17 protein-coding genes are annotated in these 16,778 nt (G+C 65.0%); 8 read left to right on the top strand and 9 right to left on the bottom strand.

The features are described from left to right. Nucleotides 1–81: 81 nt before the first annotated feature. Both AC50X7_RS13755 and AC50X7_RS13750 read left to right on the top strand, forming a co-directional pair. Complete coding sequence (locus AC50X7_RS13755) at nt 82–1,281, top strand: VIT1/CCC1 transporter family protein (RefSeq protein WP_494979529.1); 1,200 nt, start codon at nt 82–84, stop codon at nt 1,279–1,281. 110 nt (nt 1,282–1,391) lie between these two features. Further along, nucleotides 1,392–2,315 carry a matrixin family metalloprotease gene (locus tag AC50X7_RS13750; RefSeq protein WP_494979528.1) on the top strand — a complete coding sequence of 308 codons (924 nt, stop codon included), beginning with the start codon at nt 1,392–1,394 and terminating at the stop codon, nt 2,313–2,315. A gap of 28 nt (nt 2,316–2,343) precedes the next feature. Here the strand turns inward: AC50X7_RS13750 and AC50X7_RS13745 are convergent, their stop codons facing one another. Further along, nucleotides 2,344–3,477 carry an LOG family protein gene (locus AC50X7_RS13745; protein ID WP_494979527.1) on the bottom strand — a complete coding sequence of 378 codons (1,134 nt, stop codon included), beginning with the start codon at nt 3,475–3,477 and terminating at the stop codon, nt 2,344–2,346. Between the two features lie 205 nt (nt 3,478–3,682). On the opposite strand from AC50X7_RS13745, the gene AC50X7_RS13740 reads away from it, so the two are divergent. Beyond that, a complete protein-coding gene (locus tag AC50X7_RS13740) occupies nt 3,683–4,423 on the top strand; it encodes a GntR family transcriptional regulator (RefSeq protein WP_494979526.1) in 741 nt (246 codons plus the stop codon). A gap of 89 nt (nt 4,424–4,512) precedes the next feature. After that, nucleotides 4,513–5,406 carry a 5-deoxy-glucuronate isomerase gene (iolB, locus tag AC50X7_RS13735; RefSeq protein ID WP_494979525.1) on the top strand — a complete coding sequence of 298 codons (894 nt, stop codon included), beginning with the start codon at nt 4,513–4,515 and terminating at the stop codon, nt 5,404–5,406. 83 nt (nt 5,407–5,489) lie between these two features. On the opposite strand, the gene AC50X7_RS13730 is transcribed toward iolB, so the two are convergent. The 7 genes from AC50X7_RS13730 to AC50X7_RS13700 form a co-directional block, all read right to left on the bottom strand. Continuing rightward, nucleotides 5,490–6,524, bottom strand: a complete 1,035-nt coding sequence (locus tag AC50X7_RS13730; protein WP_494979524.1) for a Gfo/Idh/MocA family oxidoreductase — start codon at nt 6,522–6,524, stop codon at nt 5,490–5,492. Next, nucleotides 6,521–7,306 (bottom strand): TIM barrel protein, encoded by a 786-nt coding sequence (locus AC50X7_RS13725; protein ID WP_494979523.1) that lies wholly within the window; start codon nt 7,304–7,306, stop codon nt 6,521–6,523. The genes AC50X7_RS13730 and AC50X7_RS13725 overlap by 4 nt, the downstream gene beginning before the upstream one ends. Next, entirely contained in the window at nt 7,306–8,394 is a 1,089-nt protein-coding gene (locus AC50X7_RS13720) for a Gfo/Idh/MocA family oxidoreductase (protein ID WP_494979522.1), read from the bottom strand. Before AC50X7_RS13720 ends, AC50X7_RS13725 begins: the two co-directional genes overlap by 1 nt. Nucleotides 8,395–8,440: 46 nt before the next feature. Next, nucleotides 8,441–9,376, bottom strand: a complete 936-nt coding sequence (locus tag AC50X7_RS13715; RefSeq protein ID WP_494979521.1) for an ATP-binding cassette domain-containing protein — start codon at nt 9,374–9,376, stop codon at nt 8,441–8,443. A 12-nt stretch (nt 9,377–9,388) separates the two neighbouring features. Then, nucleotides 9,389–10,438: an ABC transporter permease gene (locus tag AC50X7_RS13710; protein WP_494979627.1), complete on the bottom strand. Its 1,050-nt coding sequence runs from the start codon at nt 10,436–10,438 to the stop codon at nt 9,389–9,391. A gap of 58 nt (nt 10,439–10,496) precedes the next feature. Then, nucleotides 10,497–11,492, bottom strand: coding sequence for a substrate-binding domain-containing protein (locus AC50X7_RS13705; RefSeq protein WP_494979520.1), 996 nt, complete (start codon nt 11,490–11,492; stop codon nt 10,497–10,499). 142 nt (nt 11,493–11,634) lie between these two features. Next, a complete protein-coding gene (locus AC50X7_RS13700) occupies nt 11,635–12,654 on the bottom strand; it encodes a LacI family DNA-binding transcriptional regulator (protein WP_494979519.1) in 1,020 nt (339 codons plus the stop codon). A 152-nt stretch (nt 12,655–12,806) separates the two neighbouring features. On the opposite strand from AC50X7_RS13700, the gene AC50X7_RS13695 reads away from it, so the two are divergent. From AC50X7_RS13695 to AC50X7_RS13680, 4 genes are all read left to right on the top strand, one after another. Continuing rightward, nucleotides 12,807–13,985 carry a Gfo/Idh/MocA family protein gene (locus tag AC50X7_RS13695; RefSeq protein WP_494979518.1) on the top strand — a complete coding sequence of 393 codons (1,179 nt, stop codon included), beginning with the start codon at nt 12,807–12,809 and terminating at the stop codon, nt 13,983–13,985. After that, a complete protein-coding gene (locus AC50X7_RS13690; RefSeq protein ID WP_494979517.1) occupies nt 13,982–15,001 on the top strand; it encodes a sugar phosphate isomerase/epimerase family protein in 1,020 nt (339 codons plus the stop codon). The genes AC50X7_RS13695 and AC50X7_RS13690 overlap by 4 nt, the downstream gene beginning before the upstream one ends. 93 nt (nt 15,002–15,094) lie before the next feature. Then, nucleotides 15,095–15,442 (top strand): Gfo/Idh/MocA family protein, encoded by a 348-nt coding sequence (locus tag AC50X7_RS13685; protein ID WP_494979516.1) that lies wholly within the window; start codon nt 15,095–15,097, stop codon nt 15,440–15,442. Then, nucleotides 15,412–16,116: a Gfo/Idh/MocA family oxidoreductase gene (locus AC50X7_RS13680; RefSeq protein ID WP_494979515.1), complete on the top strand. Its 705-nt coding sequence runs from the start codon at nt 15,412–15,414 to the stop codon at nt 16,114–16,116. The genes AC50X7_RS13685 and AC50X7_RS13680 overlap by 31 nt, the downstream gene beginning before the upstream one ends. Before the next feature lie 80 nt (nt 16,117–16,196). On the opposite strand, the gene AC50X7_RS13675 is transcribed toward AC50X7_RS13680, so the two are convergent. Then, nucleotides 16,197–16,778 (bottom strand): MFS transporter (locus tag AC50X7_RS13675; RefSeq protein WP_494979514.1); only part of this gene is annotated, 582 nt, incomplete at its 5' end.

The following is a 16,778-nucleotide window of genomic DNA, read 5'->3' as shown; positions in this document are numbered from 1 at the left end:
CAGCCGAAAAACCGCGGATTTACGCGGTAAGCTGGCGGTGCAATGGGGCCGAACCATGCCCCATCCAGCCCAGGAGTTTCCGTGTCTCAGCACGCCGATCCATACCGCCACCGCGCAGCCCCATCAGAGTCGTTTCCCTTAGATTCCGGCCCCGCCGGCAACGGCTCGTCCGGGGCCGCATTCGACCGCCGGCCGGTACCCCAGCCCACCTCCGCGGACATCCGCCGCTGGCGCCAGTACCTCGCAGACGAGCGTGCCGAGGCAGCTGTCTACCGGGACCTGGCGCAGAACCGGCAGGGTGAAGAACGGGAGATCCTCCTGGCCCTTGCCGAAGCAGAGGGACGGCACGAGGCCCACTGGCTGGGCCTCCTCGGGGAAAACGCCGGCAAGCCCCGCCCGGCGTCGATGCGAAGCCAGCTGCTGGGGTTCCTGGCGCGGCATTTCGGGTCCGTGTTCGTACTGGCCCTTGCCCAGAGGGCAGAAGGCCGCTCCCCCTACGCCAAGGACCCCAACGCCACGGACGCGATGGCTGCCGACGAGCAGATCCACGAAGAAGTGGTCCGCGGACTGGCCACTCGGGGGCGCAACCGCTTGGCGGGAACCTTCCGCGCCGCCGTTTTCGGCGCCAACGACGGCCTGGTAAGCAACCTTTCCCTGGTGATGGGTATGGCGGCGTCCGGCGTGGCCAGCAGTGTGGTGCTGCTCAGCGGCATTGCCGGCCTGCTGGCAGGTGCAATGTCCATGGGAGCCGGAGAATTCATTTCGGTCCGCTCCCAGCGCGAACTCCTCGCGGCCACCCGCCCCACCCAGGTGACTCTGGCAGCAGCCCCCAAACTGGACATCGAGCACAACGAATTGCTGCTCGTCTATCTGGCCAGGGGTATGTCCCAGGAGGCAGCGCAGCACCGCGTTGCCGAACGCATGGGCCTCCTGTCCTGCGACTGCGACCCCAGCCTTTCCCTGCAGCCGGAGCTTCCCGAGGCAGAGGACCAGCACGAGGCAGTGGGCACGGCGTGGGGCGCGGCCCTGTCCAGCTTCTGCTTCTTCGCCTCAGGGGCCATTGTCCCCATCCTGCCGTTCCTGTTCGGCATGACCGGTGTAGCAGCCCTGGTGGTGGCAGGTGTTCTCGTGGGCCTTGCCCTGCTGGTCACCGGCGGCATCGTGGGCCTGCTCTCCGGAACGTCACCGCTTACCCGGGGCCTGCGCCAGCTCGCCATCGGGCTGGGCGCCGCGGCGGTCACCTACCTGCTCGGGCTGGTCTTCGGCACCGTCATCCACTAGCAGTAGAGCTCGTTGTCCACCAGCAGCAGGGCTCACCAGCAGTAAAGTTCGATAGCAACAGGTTCGCCGGCAGCAGCGGATGAGCGGGACCGAATATAGGGGGTGCAGTAGTGGACGGGCAGCCGCCGCGCCACGCCGGGAGGCGGGCGCGCCCTGGAAGCACCGGCCGGGCCCTTCGGTTCGTACTCACAGGTGCCCTGTTCTCCGCATCGTTGTTGGGGGCGGCGCTGGTGCTGGATGATCCCCGGTTCAAGGATTTCCTCGATGTCCGCCTTGGCCCAGGCCCGGGCGGGCAAGAGGGCCGCGTGCCCGAAGCCGGAACCGCCGGGGAAGTTGGAGGGCAGTCGGCGGCGGAGGCACGCACAGCAGCGCCGCCGGCGGGAGTCGAGGAAGAGGAAGCTCCCTTGGGGGCGCCCGTACCACCAGCGGTGGGCAGTGATTCCTACCGGTTCCTGGCGGTCAACGGCGACGGCAGCCCGGTGGGGTACTCCCCGTGTCGGCCGCTGCACTACGTCATCAATGATGAGCTGGCGCCCGCGGGCTCGGAGCACCTGGTTCCCGACGCCATCTCTACTATTTCCGCGGCCACGGGCATAAAGTTCGTCTACGACGGCACCACCACCGAACTGCCGTCTCCCCAGCGGCCGCCGTACCAGCCCGATGCCTACGGCGAGCGCTGGGCGCCGCTCCTCATCGCGTGGACCACCCCGGAAGTCGCGCCGCAGCTCAAAGGCAAAGTGATCGGCACCGGCGGCAGCACCCACTACGGCTACGACGACGGACCCAAGACCTTCGTGACCGGCGGCCTGGACCTGGACGCCCCGCAGATTGCCGATGAACTGCTGGACCCCGACGGCCACCTCTACGCCACTGCGGTCATCCTGCACGAACTCAGCCATGTCATGGGGCTGGACCATGTGGAGGACCCCACCCAACTGATGTACCCGGAGATCGGCACTCCCGAGGGGCTGTCCAATGGGGACCTCAACGGCCTCTACGAATTGGGCAAGGCACAATGCCGCAAGGACCTCTGAGCCGCCCTGCCGCGGCCGGCCATCCTGGCTAGCCCCGCAGTGTTTCCACCGCTTCGTCAACTGTGTCCACCAGAAAAATCCGGTCTGCCATCGGCCTGCCCGCGGCCAGGCTGCGGAGCATGGGCCACGCCGGGTACTGGTGTTCCCAGTGGTTCCTGCCCACCAGCACCATGGGGGTGATTTTCTCGCGGGCGCCGTAGTAGTTTTCGCAGGCGTCCTGGAAGATCTCCTGGACGGTGCCGGCGGCACCGGGCAGGAAGATGATGCCCCCTTGGCAGAGCTCGAGCAGGATTGCCTCGCGGATGGCGTTGGCGAAGTACTTGGCGATGTGGGTGGCGAAGTAGTTGGGCGGCTCATGGCCGTAGAACCAGGTGGGGATGCCCAGCGACGGCCTTCCGTCCGGGTAACGTTCGACGACGGCAGCCGCCGCCCGCGCCCACGCGGACACCGAGGGACGGAACCCCGGGACGGCGGCGAGCTTTTCCAGCGCAGCCGCCATCCCGTCGTCGCCCGCCTGGCTCAGGTAGGCGCCCAGGTTAGCTGCCTCCATGGCTCCCGGTCCCCCGCCGGTTGCCACCACGTGCCCGTCCCGGGCCAGCAGCCCGCCGAGCCGTGCTGCCTGGGCATAGTCCGCGCTCCCCCGCTGGGCCGCATGGCCGCCCATCACGCCGACAACGGACCGGGTGGAGAAGGGTCCGGAATGAATGGCTTCTTCCAGCGCATCACCGATGGCGTGGTCGTGCAGCGCCGACGCGAGGGTGGCATCCAGCCGGTGCCGCTGCCCCGGCTGAATGCTCCACTGGTAGATCTGTGCGTCCGGCAGCTCTTCATACGGGGCATCCGCGAGGCCGGCGTACAGCTCGGCCGGCGAGTACAAACCGGCCCGGTAGGGGTTGAACGGAACTGCCTCGAGGCGCGGGAAAATCAGGGCGCCCCGCCGTCGGAGAAGATCCTCCATCCCCTCGTCAAAGGAACAGCCAAGGAAAATGGCGCCCTCAACGTTCACCTGCTCCAGGGCCGCGGCCCGCCCGCGCAGGTCCAGCGACTGGGCATGCCAGCCGTCCAGGTCCACTCCGCGCGCGCTGACCAGCCGATCGAAGGTAGCGAGATCGTCCACCTCAAGGCTGCGGGGGCTGGGGCCAAGATTGCCGGAGAGATTCATGCGTTAAACTGACGCGCCAGAAATCGGTTGCTCATCCGCCCAGCCTAGTAGGACGCTCCCGGGTGGGCTCCCCTGCGGAGTCCTTGGCGGGCCCAAAAGTGCCTGCTATTATCGTCAACAAAGGCAGTATGTCCTATCAAGCGAACATAGGCTGACATTCGCGGGTCCGGGCAGACCGGGCGCCGCGGCCACAAGGGAGCGCTTCATGGCGAATCAACTAAACCTCAGCATCGACCGCTCTTCGCCGGTGCCCCTTTACCATCAGGTGGTGCAAGGCATCGAAGCGGCCATCCACACCGGAGTGCTCCCTCCCGGCAGCCGGCTGGACAACGAGATCGATCTTGCCGCCCAGCTCAACCTGTCCCGGCCCACCATGCGCAAAGCCATGGACGAACTAGTCCGATCCGGGCTGCTGGTGCGCAAGCGCGGTGTGGGAACCCAAGTGGTTTCCAGCCAGGTCCGCAGGCCGCTGGAACTCTCCAGCCTCTACGATGACCTCAGTAATAACGGCAGCAAACCCACAACCGAGGTCCTCAGCTTCTCCCATATTGAAGCCGATGCGGCCACCCGGGAAGCCCTACATCTCCCCGCCGGGGCCAAGGTCTATCACTTCACCCGCCTGCGCAGGGTGGGCGGCAAACCCTTGGCACTGATGGAAAATTGGGTGCGGGATGACATCACGTCCATTGACGAAGCCCAGCTCAGCGAGCAGGGGCTCTACGGCATCCTGCGCAACGGCGGCGTGAACTTCCGGCTCGCTTCGCAGCGCATCGGAGCGATGGTGGCCAACGACTACCAGGCACCCCTGCTGGAAACCGAACCCGGCTCGGCCCTGGTGACCATGGAGCGCACCGCCGTGGACGACACCGGACGCAATGTGGAAACCGGCCACCATGTCTACCGGGGCGATTCCTACAGTTTCGAAATGACCCTGGTGCAGCGCTGAGCCCGACGAACCACTGACACGGCGCAAAGCGCTGAACCCTCGCAGGCGCCACATCCGGGCGCCTGCTCCTGAAGGAGAGAGCAAAATCTATGGCCAACTGGGTATATCCGCTGGGTTCCGCCGCCGACGGCAGCTGGGACGTTTCGTTGGGAACATCCGATTCAGCACTCAAGGTCGACGGCTGGCACCACACGGGATTGAGGGTCGCAACGCTCGGGCCAGGCGCCGCCGTCGAACTTCCGCCCTCTGCCGAGGAGCGCATCGTGGTGCCGCTCAACGGTTCCTTCACGGCCGCCGTGGACGGTGAGGACTTCACATTGGCCGGCAGGGCAAGCGTCTTCAACGGCCCCAGCGACGTGCTGTACACAGGCACCGGAAAAGCCCTCACCATCAGCTCTGCCGACGGCGGCAGGGTGGCGGTGGCGAGCGCGCCGGCCAAAACGTCCTACCCCACCCGGCTGGTGACCGCTGCTGAAATTCCGGTGGAACTGCGCGGGGCGGGAAACTGCTCCCGCCAGGTGCACAACTTCGGCACGCCGGCCGCGCTGGAAGCTGACCGCTTCATCGTCTGCGAAGTCATCACACCGGCGGGCAACTGGTCCTCCTATCCTCCTCACAAGCACGACGAGGAGAAGGATGGCGAGACCAGCCTTGAGGAGATCTACTACTTCGAGACACAGATGGCGGCCGGTTCGGCTGCACCCGCGGACGGCGATGCCATCGGCTACCAGCGGGTCTACGCCTCGGACGAGCGGCCCATCGACGTGTCCGCGGAAGTCCGCACCGGGGACGTTGTGTTGGTTCCGTACGGCTGGCACGGTCCTGCCATGGCTGCGCCCGGGTACGACCTGTACTACCTCAACGTCATGGCGGGGCCCGGTCCGGTCCGCGACTGGCTCATCAGCGACGATCCGCACCACGGCTGGATCCGCCAGACGTGGGAGGGCCAGGACATCGACCCGCGGCTGCCCTTCACGGGCTGAGCGCCCGAAACAACTGATGACGGAAACAATTGATGCTCCGTACCGCACTGCGGAACGGAGCATCAGTTGTTACGGAAAGACCTTTAGCTGGCCACCTTCTGGGCAACACGCACCGGCACTCCGGTGGCCAGGGACTCCTGTGCAGCGTCCGCCACCCGGGACGCCATCACGGCGTCCTCCGGGGTGCAGGGATTCTCGCGCAAACCCAAAATCAGCTCCACAAACGCCGCCATCTCGGCGCGGTAGGCGGCACCAAACCTTTCTGCGAAGGTATGGTGCGGTTCACCGGCGGGAAAGCCGACGCCGGCTTCTGCCGAGGCGAGTGCTGTTTTGTCATCAAGCCCCACCAGCAGCGACCCCCGGGACCCCTGGATCTCCAACCGGACGTCGTGGCCGGCCCCGTTGTAACGGGTAGCGGAGACCGAACCCAAAGTCCCGTCGTCGAACGTCACTAACGCAAGTACGGTGTCCACGTCCCCCACTGCACCGATGGCGGGATCTCCGTTATTGGAACCCTTCGCGAACACTTCCACGATCTCCCTGCCCGTCAACCAGCGCAGGATGTCGAAATCGTGCACCGAGCAGTCCCGGAACAAACCGCCTGAACCGGCCAGGAACTCGACGGGCGGCGGCGCCATGTCACACGTGAGCGCGCGCAGCGAATGGATCCAGCCGAGCTCACCCGCCTGGTAGGCACGCCGCGCTTCGAGGTAACCGGGGTCAAAGCGCCGCTGGTGGCCAATTTGCACCACACCCTGCCGCTCCCGGACATACTCCAGCACCGGCAGGGCGTCATGAACATCCAACGCCACGGGCTTCTCGCAGAAGACCGGGATGCCTGCGTCAACGCCTGCCTTGATGAGGCCGGGATGGGTGCCGGTACCGGTGGCAATCACCAGACCGTGCAGGCCGGAGGCGAGCAGCGCCTGCACAGAAGGGAGGAACTCGGCGCCCAGGCCGGCCGCGACGGTCCTGGCGTGCTCTTCCACTACGTCCGTCAGCTTGAGGCTGACTTGGATACCTTTCTGGTTCAGGACACCGTTGAGCGCCACGATGTTGTCTGCGTGCATGGCCCCGATCCGGCCCACGCCAACCAATCCGAGCGTTACATTCTTCATCGTTTTTCCTCTGCATAAACGGTGAAGGCGCTTCGAAAGGCGTCGAGGGCGGCGTCGCTGTCATCCTTGGCCCAGGCCTCCATGCCCACGGTGCCCTTGTATCCAAGCTCGGCGAGGGCCCAGGCTACAGCCGCGTAGTTGATCTCGCCGGTTCCAGGTTCGCAGCGGCCGGGAACATCAGCCACTTGGATTTCGCCAATGTACGGCAGGGCGGTTCGCACCAGTTCGATGAGGTTCCCCTCGCCCAGTTGGGCGTGATAAAGGTCCAGCATCAGCTTGGCGTGGGGATGCCCGGCCGCTTGCACCAGGGCGAGCGTGTCTTTTGCCCGCGCAAGGGGGATGCCAGGGTGGTCAAGGATGGTGTTGAGGTTTTCCAGGCAGAACGTGATGCCGTGCTTCTCTCCCAGGTTTCCGAGCCGCTCCAGAGTCCGCGCGCCGGTGTCCCACATCCTGCCGGTGGGGCGGTACACAGGGCGGGCAGCGTGGCCGTCGATGAGTTCCGCCGGATGTACCACCATGCGGCTGATTCCCAACTCCAGGGCCGTGGGGATCAGCGTTTCGGCAGTCCGCACTACGTCATCGGCGGTATCGGGGTCTACCAGGCTGCCTGAGGTGTAGCCCGTCATGGACGAGAAGACGGCACCCGTGGCCTTCAACGCCTGGATGTCCTTGCCCCGCGAATCCCACAGTTCGACGTCGAAACCGGCTTCGTGGATCCGACGCACCCGTTCCGCGAAGGGAAGGTGGGTGTAAACCATTTCCGCGCATACTGCCAGGCGCATCAAACGGCTGCCTTCTGCGTGACAGCAACGGGCGCCCCGGACTTGACTGACTCAATGCAGGCCAGGGCCATGGCCAGGGCACGGCGGGCGTCTGCAGCGCCGGGGGTAAGGGTGAAGCCGGACGACGGCAACTGCGTACCGTCGCGCCTTGCCTGCACCTCACCGGCAAAGTCGGCAAGTTCGTCCGTGTAGGCCTGGCGGAACAGCTCGACGTTCAGCCGCGGGGTGTCGGCGGACAGCCCCTGCGCTGTGTACCGGCGGGCCGCCGTTTCCGTGGCGCGGCCAGCCTGGACCATTCCCTTCGAGCCGAACACCTCGCCGCGGATGTCATACCCGTAGAGGGCGCTGAAGTTCGCCTCGGCCACGGCCACGGCTCCGTTGCTGTAACGGATGGTCACTACCGCGGTGTCCAGGAACCCCTGGTCACGCAGGGAGGGTTCCACGAGCGCGTCCGCCACGGCGTAAACCTCTACCGGCTCGGCACCTTCGTTGAACCAGTTGAGGGTGTCGAAGTCGTGGATGAGGGTCTCCAGGAAAATGGTCCATGCCGGGACCCGGGCCGCGTTGGGGATGCTTCCGTTGCCGGGGTCCCTGGTCAGCGAGCGCAGGAGCTGCGGTGTTCCGGCGATGCCGGCGGCGAGGTCCTTCTTGGCGGCCTGGAAGTCGTCAGCGTACCGGCGGTTGAAGCCGATCTGGAAGTGCACGCCCGCATCTTCGACCGCTGCGAGCGCGGCGTTGAGTTCCTCCAGGCCCTGCCCGGCCGGCTTCTCGCAAAAGACATGCTTCCCGGCTGCTGCAGCCTGTGCAATGAGGGACGCGTGGAACCGGGCCGGGCTGGCGATGATGACGGCGTCAATCTCCGGATCGGCCAGGATGTCCTCGGCGTTGGCCGTCACCTTCGCCGTGTTCAGCTCCTCGGCAAGGGCCTGGGCAGATTCGACATTGGGGTCTGCGATGGCCGCCAAAACGGCGCCGGGGACGCGGCGGGCAATGCTGTCTGCATGGAACGCGCCCATCCAGCCCGAGCCGATAAGCCCGATTCGAACAGGCGCCGGGCCTGTTGTGAGGTGGTGGGTGATGTAAGCCAAAGGCTCGTCCTTTCAATAGTGGAACAACAAGGGTGCAGACGGACTGCTAGGCGTGGCGCGCGCTGCTGCCCCTGGGGACTTCTGCCGTTCCGGCGACGCCGGCAACTTCGGCCTGTACTTCCTGTACTACGTCGCCGTGGCCGCCGAGCTGCTCAAGTTCGTGCGCAAGTTCGGCAAGCTCCGCGCCTCCGGCCATCTGGGCGGTGAGCTCGTCCAGGGTGATGTCCTTTTTGTCGTAATAACCGATTGATTTGCCCCGCTTAAGCAGGAGGAACCGGTCCCCGACAGGGAAGGCGTGGTGCGGGTTGTGGGTAATGAAAATGACCCCGAGTCCTCTGTCCCTGGCCTGGAGGATGTAGCGCAAAACTACGCCCGACTGCTTAACGCCGAGGGCCGCCGTCGGCTCGTCCAGGATGAGGACTTTGGCGCCGAAGTACACGGCGCGTGCGATGGCGACACACTGTCGCTCCCCGCCGGAGAGCTGGCCGATGGGCTGTTCCACATCGCGCAGGTCAATACCCATCTCGGCCAATTCCTTGAGCGTGATGGCCTTCATCTTCTCAACGTCCATGCTTTTGAACGGTCCGAAGCCGCGAGTGAGCTCGGAGCCGAGGAAGAAGTTGCGCCAGATCGGCATCAAGGGCACCACCGCGAGGTCCTGGTAAACGGTGGCGATGCCGGCGTCGAGGGCGTCGCGGGGTGAATCAAACTTCCGTTCCTCGCCCATGATGTTCAGTGTCCCGGCGTCGTGCTGGTGCAGGCCCGCGATGATTTTAATCAGTGTTGACTTGCCCGCACCGTTGTCCCCCAGCACGCAGGTGACGCGGCCGTTGTCCACGGCCATGGTGACGTCGCTCAGCGCAATGATGTTGCCGTAGTGCTTGCCGACTCCCTCGAGGGAGAGCAGGTGCACGGGAGTGTGGGTGAGGGGGTCACGCTCATTCTGGAGCAGTGTTTGCTGGTCGATCTCTTTGGCATTCATTTCTCGGGCCCCTTACTTCAGTTCCGCGCGGCGCTTGACGATGAGGTTGACGATGGTGGCGAGCAGCAGCATCAGGCCGAGGAAGAACTTGAACCAGTCCGGGTTCCACTGCGCGTAGACGATGCCCTTGTTGGCCATGCCGAAGATGAACGCGCCGATCGCGCCGCCCACGGCCGAACCGTAGCCGCCGGTCAGGAGGCACCCGCCAATCACTGCTGCGATGATGTAAAGGAACTCGTTGCCCACACCCTCACCGGACTGGACGGCGTCGAACGCGAACAAGTTGTGCATACCCAAGACCCATCCGCAGAAACCGACTGCCATGAACAGGCCGATCTTGGTCGCCTTCACGGGAACGCCCACTGCGCGGGCAGCATTGGCGTCGCCGCCTACTGCGAAGATCCAGTTGCCCACTTTCGTCCGCATCAGCACCCAGGTTGCAACAGCAACAAGTGCGATCCAGATGAACACGGTGTTCTTGACTTCGATGCCGGCGATGTTCACCGAGGACGCGAACACCGCACGGGCGGAGTCGAAGCCGTCCATGTTGGAGATCGAGGGTGAGGACACGGACCCGCCGATCAGCCGGGTCAGGCCCAGGTTCAGGCCGGTCAGCATCAGGAACGTCGCGAGGGTGACGATGAAGCTGGGCAGTTTGGTCTTCATCAGGATCCAGCCGTTGATGAAGCCGATGCCCACCGACACGACCAGGGCAAGGCCGACACCGACCCAGACGTTCGTGCTGAAGTACCAGCTGAACATCGAAGCGGTCAGGGCCGAGGAGATCACGGCAACACCGGTGGACAGGTCGAATTCCCCGCCGATCATCAGCAGGGACACCCCCACCGCCATGATCCCGATCGTGGAACTGCCATAGAGAATGGTCGCCAGCGCATTGGGCTGGGTAAACGTTGAGGACACCAACGCGAAGAAGATAAACAGCACGATCGCACCTACCAGGGCGCCGACCTCGGGCCGGCCCAACAGCTTCTGGAACGCACTGCGCCTGGCCACACGCTCGTCGGACACCGCCGACTTTGTGGTCGTTTTTGTCTGGGTCATAGTCATGATAATTCTCCTTGCTGCCGGGCCGGCCTTCACCGGCCCGGCCAGCGGGCTGTTAGCGGATACCCTGTTCGGCGAACTTCAGGACATCAGCGGCGTTGGACTGGTCGACGATTGCCGGGCCGGTCAGGACCGACTGTCCGCCGCCGAGCCTGAATCCACCCCGCTGGTTCTGCCACAGCGCATCCACTGCACCGTAGCCCTGCAGCCACGGCTGCTGGTCCACCGTGAACAACACACTGCCGTCAGATACTTTTTGGGCAAGTTCCTTGTTCAGGTCAAAGCTGGCAACCTTGGCAGAACTACCGGCGGTGGCCACTGACTTTAGGAGCGTCAGGGTAATGGGCGCACCCAGGCCGATGATGACATCAGCGTCCTTGGATGCCTGGAGCTTCGCGGTGGCCGTCGATTCGACCGACGTCATGTCCGCTCCGTTTACGTACAGGATTTCCGTGCCGGGTACCTTGGTCTTCACGCCGGCACACCGCGCCTCGAGGCCCACGTGCCCCTGCGCCTGAATGACGCACACCGGGTGCTTGTAGCCACCCTCTGCCAGCCGTGAACCCACCGCCTGGCCCGCGAGCTGCTCGTTGGAGCCGAAGTGGGTGAACGCTCCCAGCTGCGCAGAGGCTGCTTCGCCGGCGTTGAAGCTGACAATCGGAATGCCTGCATCGGCGGCTTTCTTCAGCGCCTCCTTCAAGGCGTCCGGCGTGGCCAGGGTTACCGCAATGCCGTCCACCTTCTGGTCGATGGCCTGCTCGATCAGCTGCGCCTGCCGGCCGGCCTCAGGATCGGAGGTGTAGAGCAGTTCAACGTTGTCCTTCGCGGCCGCCTCCTCGGCTCCCTTTCGAACCGTGTCCCAGAAGGTGTCACCCGCAGGGGCGTGGGCGATCAACGCAATCTTCATGCGCTCGGTTGTGGCGACCTGGCCGCCGCCACCGCCGTTCGCAGCTTCGGGCGCCCTCCCGCCGGTGCTCGAGCACGCGCTCAAAGCCATCATCGGTACTACTGCCGCCACCAGAGCAGCCTTGCGCCAAGAAAAATTAGCCACCTAAATCTCCTTTGATCTCTCAGTCCCCGGGCTGCCACTCTGCAGCCGCCGGAGCACTGTCTACCTCGATCATGGTGATCCAACTCACGAATGTCAATAGTTTGTCCTGACATTAGGATGTTTTGACGTAGAGCGACCCTTATTACCCCTGGGATCGTGGCGGCGCGGTGGTGCTCCGGACCACCAAGGCGGGCTCGATCAGCTTGCGCTGCGGGCCAGCCGACGCGTCCCGGATACGGGCCAGCAGCGCGTGGGCAACATCCACCCCCACCAGGTCGCTTCGGTTGTCCACGGACGTCAGCTGGAGGTAGCGCGACTTCGCCAAGGTGGAGTTGTCGTATCCGATCACGGAAATGTCCGCTGGAACCGCAAGACCGCGCGCCTTGACGGCACCGAAGGCGCCCAGTGCCATCGTGTCGTTGGCAGCGAAGATGGCTGTGGTGTCCGGATGGTGGTCCAGCAGCCAGGACGCCGAGGCGTACCCGTCCTCCTCGGACGTGCCACCAGCCTCCCCCACGATGAGCGGTTCGGAGCCGGACCCCCGCAGCCGGTCGCGGAAGCCTGCCAGTCGATGGGCGGCAGCGCCGCCTGAGCCGGTGAGGTGGCCGATCCGCCTGTGCCCAAGCGCCAGCAGGTGGTCCGCGGCCATGGCGCCGCCGCCGTCGTCGTCGTTCGTGATGAGGTCAGCGCCCGACGGCACGCCGTCGCGCCATCCGGCCACCACGGAGGGCACCCCCATGCCGGCCAGCATGAACGCGCTGGGCTCCGCCGCGATCACCAGCCCGTCAACGTGCATGGCAAGCAGTCCGTCCACGGCTTCCTTGATACGGTTCTCGCCGGGCCGGGAATCGGCCAGCATCACATGGTAGCCATGGTCGGTAAGCGCCGACTCCATCCCCCGGAGCAGGTCGACAAACCAGAGGTTCCGGTAGTCGTCAATGACCAGGCCGATGCTCTTAGTCCGGCTGCTGGCGAGCGTCGTGGCGGCCCGGCTGGGGCGGTAACCAAGCTCCTGAATGGCCGCCTGGACCGCTTCACGGCGCTTGTCGCTTACCCGCACCGGATTCTGCAGCACCAGGGAAACCAGGGACGGCGAAACGCCAGCCTGCTTAGCGACGTCATAGATCGTGGGGCGTCGCGCCTCGGGGCGGTGAGCAGTCATTGGAAATGCCTTTCGTGTCCGGACTAGAGGATATCCCGGGATGATTGACAGGACATACATACATGGTTACGCTCGGATCCAGCGTTCAAATTGTAGCGCTCCAAAATGCCGCTGAGGTCCCTGCCGCGGCTGAAATTTCGAAGGAGAAATCAATGGCTGAAAGCCTAGGCGTCGCCGTCATCGGTGCAGGCATGGCCGGCAAGGCCCACGCTGCCGCGTACCGCACGGCATCCGCCCTCTACAGCCCCGTGCTTCCGCCGGTACGCCTGGTCTCAATTGGCGACGTCAATGCCGAGTTCGGCTCGTTGGCCGCCCGCCGCTTTGGGTATGAGCGCAACGACACGTCCTGGCAGGCAATTGCCGAAGCCGACGACATCGACGTCGTTAGTGTCGTCATCGCCAACTCCCTCCACCGTGAAGTGGTGGAAGGCCTGCTCGCCGCCGGCAAGCACGTGCTCTGCGAAAAGCCGCTGAGCGACTCCCTTGCGGACGCCCGTGCCATGGCGGAGGCAGCCCGGAACGCCGGCAGCATCGCCCGGATCGGCTTCACCTTCCGCCGCACCCCCGGCATCGCGTACATCCGTGACCTCATCCGCAACGGCCTCCTCGGCAATGTGCTGCACTTCAGCGGCCGCTACTGGACCGATTACGGCTTCAGCCCCGCCGCACCCATGAGCTGGCGCTACAAGGGCGGCCCCGGTTCCGGTGCCCTCGCCGACGTCGGAAGCCACCTGACGTACATCTCCGAGTTCCTGTGCGGGGACATCAAATCCGTTTCCGGCGGGCAGCTGAGCACAGTCATCGGGAAGCGCCCGCTGCCGCTCGCCGCCGTGATGGGCCACGACCACGTTGCCGTCAGCGAAACCTTCGAAGCCGTCGAGAACGACGACTACGCAGCGTTCAACGCAGAGTTTGAAAACGGCGCCGGCAGCTTCGAAGTCTCCCGCGTCGCCGCCGGGCACGCCAACAGCCTGCAGTTCGAGGTGTTCTGCGAAAACGGTGCCGCCAAGTTCGACCAGCGCCGACCTGCCGAGATCCAGCTGTTCCTCAACGACGGCTCAGGCAATGAGAACGGCTACCGCCAGATCATCCTCGGCCCGGGCCATCCCTACATCGCCGGCGGCCTTGCCATGGACGCGCCCGAGGTCGGCTTCGGCCAGAACGATGCCTTCGGCTACCAGGCCCGGGCATTCCTCGAGGAAGTTGCCGGCATTAGTGAAGCGGACTCACTGCCCCGCTGCGCCACCTTCGACGAAGGTGTCCGCAATATGGAGCTGCTCGGCGCAGTCGCCGAATCCGCGCTCAACAACGGAAAGAAGATCTCGCTATGAAACTAGGCGTCTACAACGCGATCCTGCACGACCGGCCGCTTCCCGAGGCACTGAAGGTCATTGCGGACCTTGGCCTCACCGGAATCGAAATCAACACCGGCGGCTTCCTCCCTGCCGTCCACGTCCCCACCTTCAATGACATCCTGGAAAGCGACGCCGCCCGGGACGACTACCTCGCGGTCTTCGAAGGCACCGGCGTCTCGATCGCCGGGCTGAACTGCAACGGCAACCCGCTGCACCCCAACCGCGCGATCGGCGAGAAGCACGCCGAGGACATCCGCCGCTCCATCCGCCTGGCCCACCGGCTCGGCCAGAACCGCGTGGTCACCATGTCCGGCCTGCCCGGGGGCGAGCCCGGCGCCACCACCGTCAACTGGGTAGTCAACGCCTGGAACTCTGCGGCACTGGACGTACTGGACTACCAGTGGGGCGTAGCCGCGAAGTTCTGGAAGGAAACCGACCGCCTCGCGGCCGACCATGACGTCAAAGTTGCCCTGGAGCTGCACCCACAGAACATTGTGTTCAACACTTCCGATGTCTACAAGCTCATCGACCTCACTGGTGCCACCCACGTCGGCGTCGAACTCGATGCCTCCCACCTGTTCTGGCAGCAGATGGACCCGGTGGCCGTGGTCCGTGAACTCGGTCCCCTGGTGTTCCAGGCCGCCGCGAAGGACGTCCGGGTCAACACGGAAAACGCCGCACTGTACGGGGTCCTGGACAACAGCTTCCGCAGGCTCTCCCCCGAGGAAAACCGTACCAACCTCGGCGGCGACGAATGGGCGAACGAGTGGCCCAAGAACTCGGCCTGGGACTTCGTGGCCCTGGGCCGCGGGCACGACACTGCTTTCTGGACAGAATTCCTGCGCGCGCTGCACGAGGTGGACCCGGACATGCTGGTCAACATCGAACACGAGGACACCTCCCTGGGCCGCATCGAGGGCCTCGAAGTGGCAGCCACGGTCCTGCGGGACGCCGACGCAGCGCTCTCCGCGGCGATGAACCTGACGGCCTGACAGTCCAACAACCACCATGGAAGCAGCAAGGGGGCGACGCCTCCTTGCTGCTTCCTGTCGTACGGGGCTTTCCCACAGATAAGGAACTTAAGCATGCGCATTGGCATTGTTGGATACGGAGTTGGCGGCAGGTACTTCCATGCTCCGTTCATTGAAGCCGCCGACGGCGTGGAACTCGTGGGCGTTGTGGCCCGTTCCGACGCGAAACGAACCCAGGTCGCCGCGGATTTCCCCGGACTGCCCATCTATTGGAGCCTCGCTGAGCTCCTGGAAGCCGGCGTGGATGCGGTGACCATCACCACGCCACCGCACACCCGCCAGGAACTCGTCCTGGAAGCCATCAAGGCCGGCGTGCACGTTGTGGCGGACAAGCCCTTCGCCCCAATGCGGAGGCTGCGCGGGAACTGGCCGTGGCCGCGGACAACGCTGGCGTTGTCCTGAACGTCAACCACAACCGTCGCCGCGACGCCGATATCCTGACGCTGGCGAACGTCCTTGCAAGCGGTGAACTTAGTGAGCTGTGGCGGGTCCATTCCACCATGGACCAGGACAACGCGGGCAGCCTCGAGCTTGGCGCCAGCGGTGGACTGCTTCGGGACCTCGGCAGCCACCTGGTTGACCAGATGCTGTGGCTTCTGGGACCGACCACCCACGTGCACGCGACCCTGGATTGGACGGACCGCTTTGGCGAGCGGACGGACTGCGGCTTTTTCCTGACCCTGTCGCATAAATCGGGTGCCGTCTCCACCGTGTCCGCCAGCAAACTGAACCATTCGAGCACCCGGGAGTTGCGGGCGTACGGCAGCAGGGGCAGTTACGTGGCCTCCGGTGCTGACGTCCAGGCGGACGCCTTGTTTTCCGGGCGCAGGCCCGCCGAGGATGCTGCCACGTGGGGAGTCGATGTGGCTGAAAACTGGGGCACCTTGTCCCTTCGGGATCGCCGCGAAGCCGTTCCCTCCGCGCAGGGCAACTACGCGGATTTTTACACCGAGTTTGCCCGGGCAGTCCGCGGCGAAGGGCCGAAGCCCGTACCCGCGCCGGAGGGCATCCGGACGCTGGAGGTCCTGGATGCGGCCCGCCGCAGTGCGCAGGAGAACGCCGTCATCGCCCTCTAGGACCCTTCGCCGCCCGCGGGAGACATAAACGCCCGACGCCGGCCGGCGTCGGGCGTTTTTTGCTGCCCCTTTTCGGCGCCCTAGGCAGGCACGCCTAAGCGCTGCTTGAACAGGTGCTCCAGCTCCTCCAGGGATTTGTCCTTGGTTTCCGGAACCACGCGCTTGACCCAGGCAATGGCGCACAGCTGCAGTGCCACGAAAATGAGGAACGTCCCGGACACGCCGATCCACGAAACCATCTGCGGGAAGGAGAAACCGATGAGGAAGTTGATCATCCAGAGCACAAAAACGCAGATGCCCATGGCGATGCCGCGGACGTGCATGGGGAAGATCTCGGACATGGTCAGCCACGTCACGGTGCCGATGCACCCCTGCATGGAAGCCAGGAACGTCACCATAAACAGCAGCACCAGATATCCGCGCAGGGTGCTCTCCGGCAGGGCCATGGAGATGACCGCGATGGCCGTCAGGGACGTCGCCGTGCCGCACAGTCCCACGATCAGCATGGGTATGCGGGGCACCCGCATCATCAGGTACATGCCAATGACCACAGCCACCACGGACGTCACGCCGTTCAGGACGTTGGCGAGCAGGGCGGCCTGATCGCCCACACCGGACGAGGACAGGAGGGACGTCCCGTAGTACATGATGGAGTTGGCGTC

The sequence above is a fragment of the Pseudarthrobacter sp. Hb11 genome (assembly GCF_059383655.1).
Note: the sequence above shows the minus strand (reverse complement) of the source record. Positions and strands in the feature narration are given on the sequence as shown.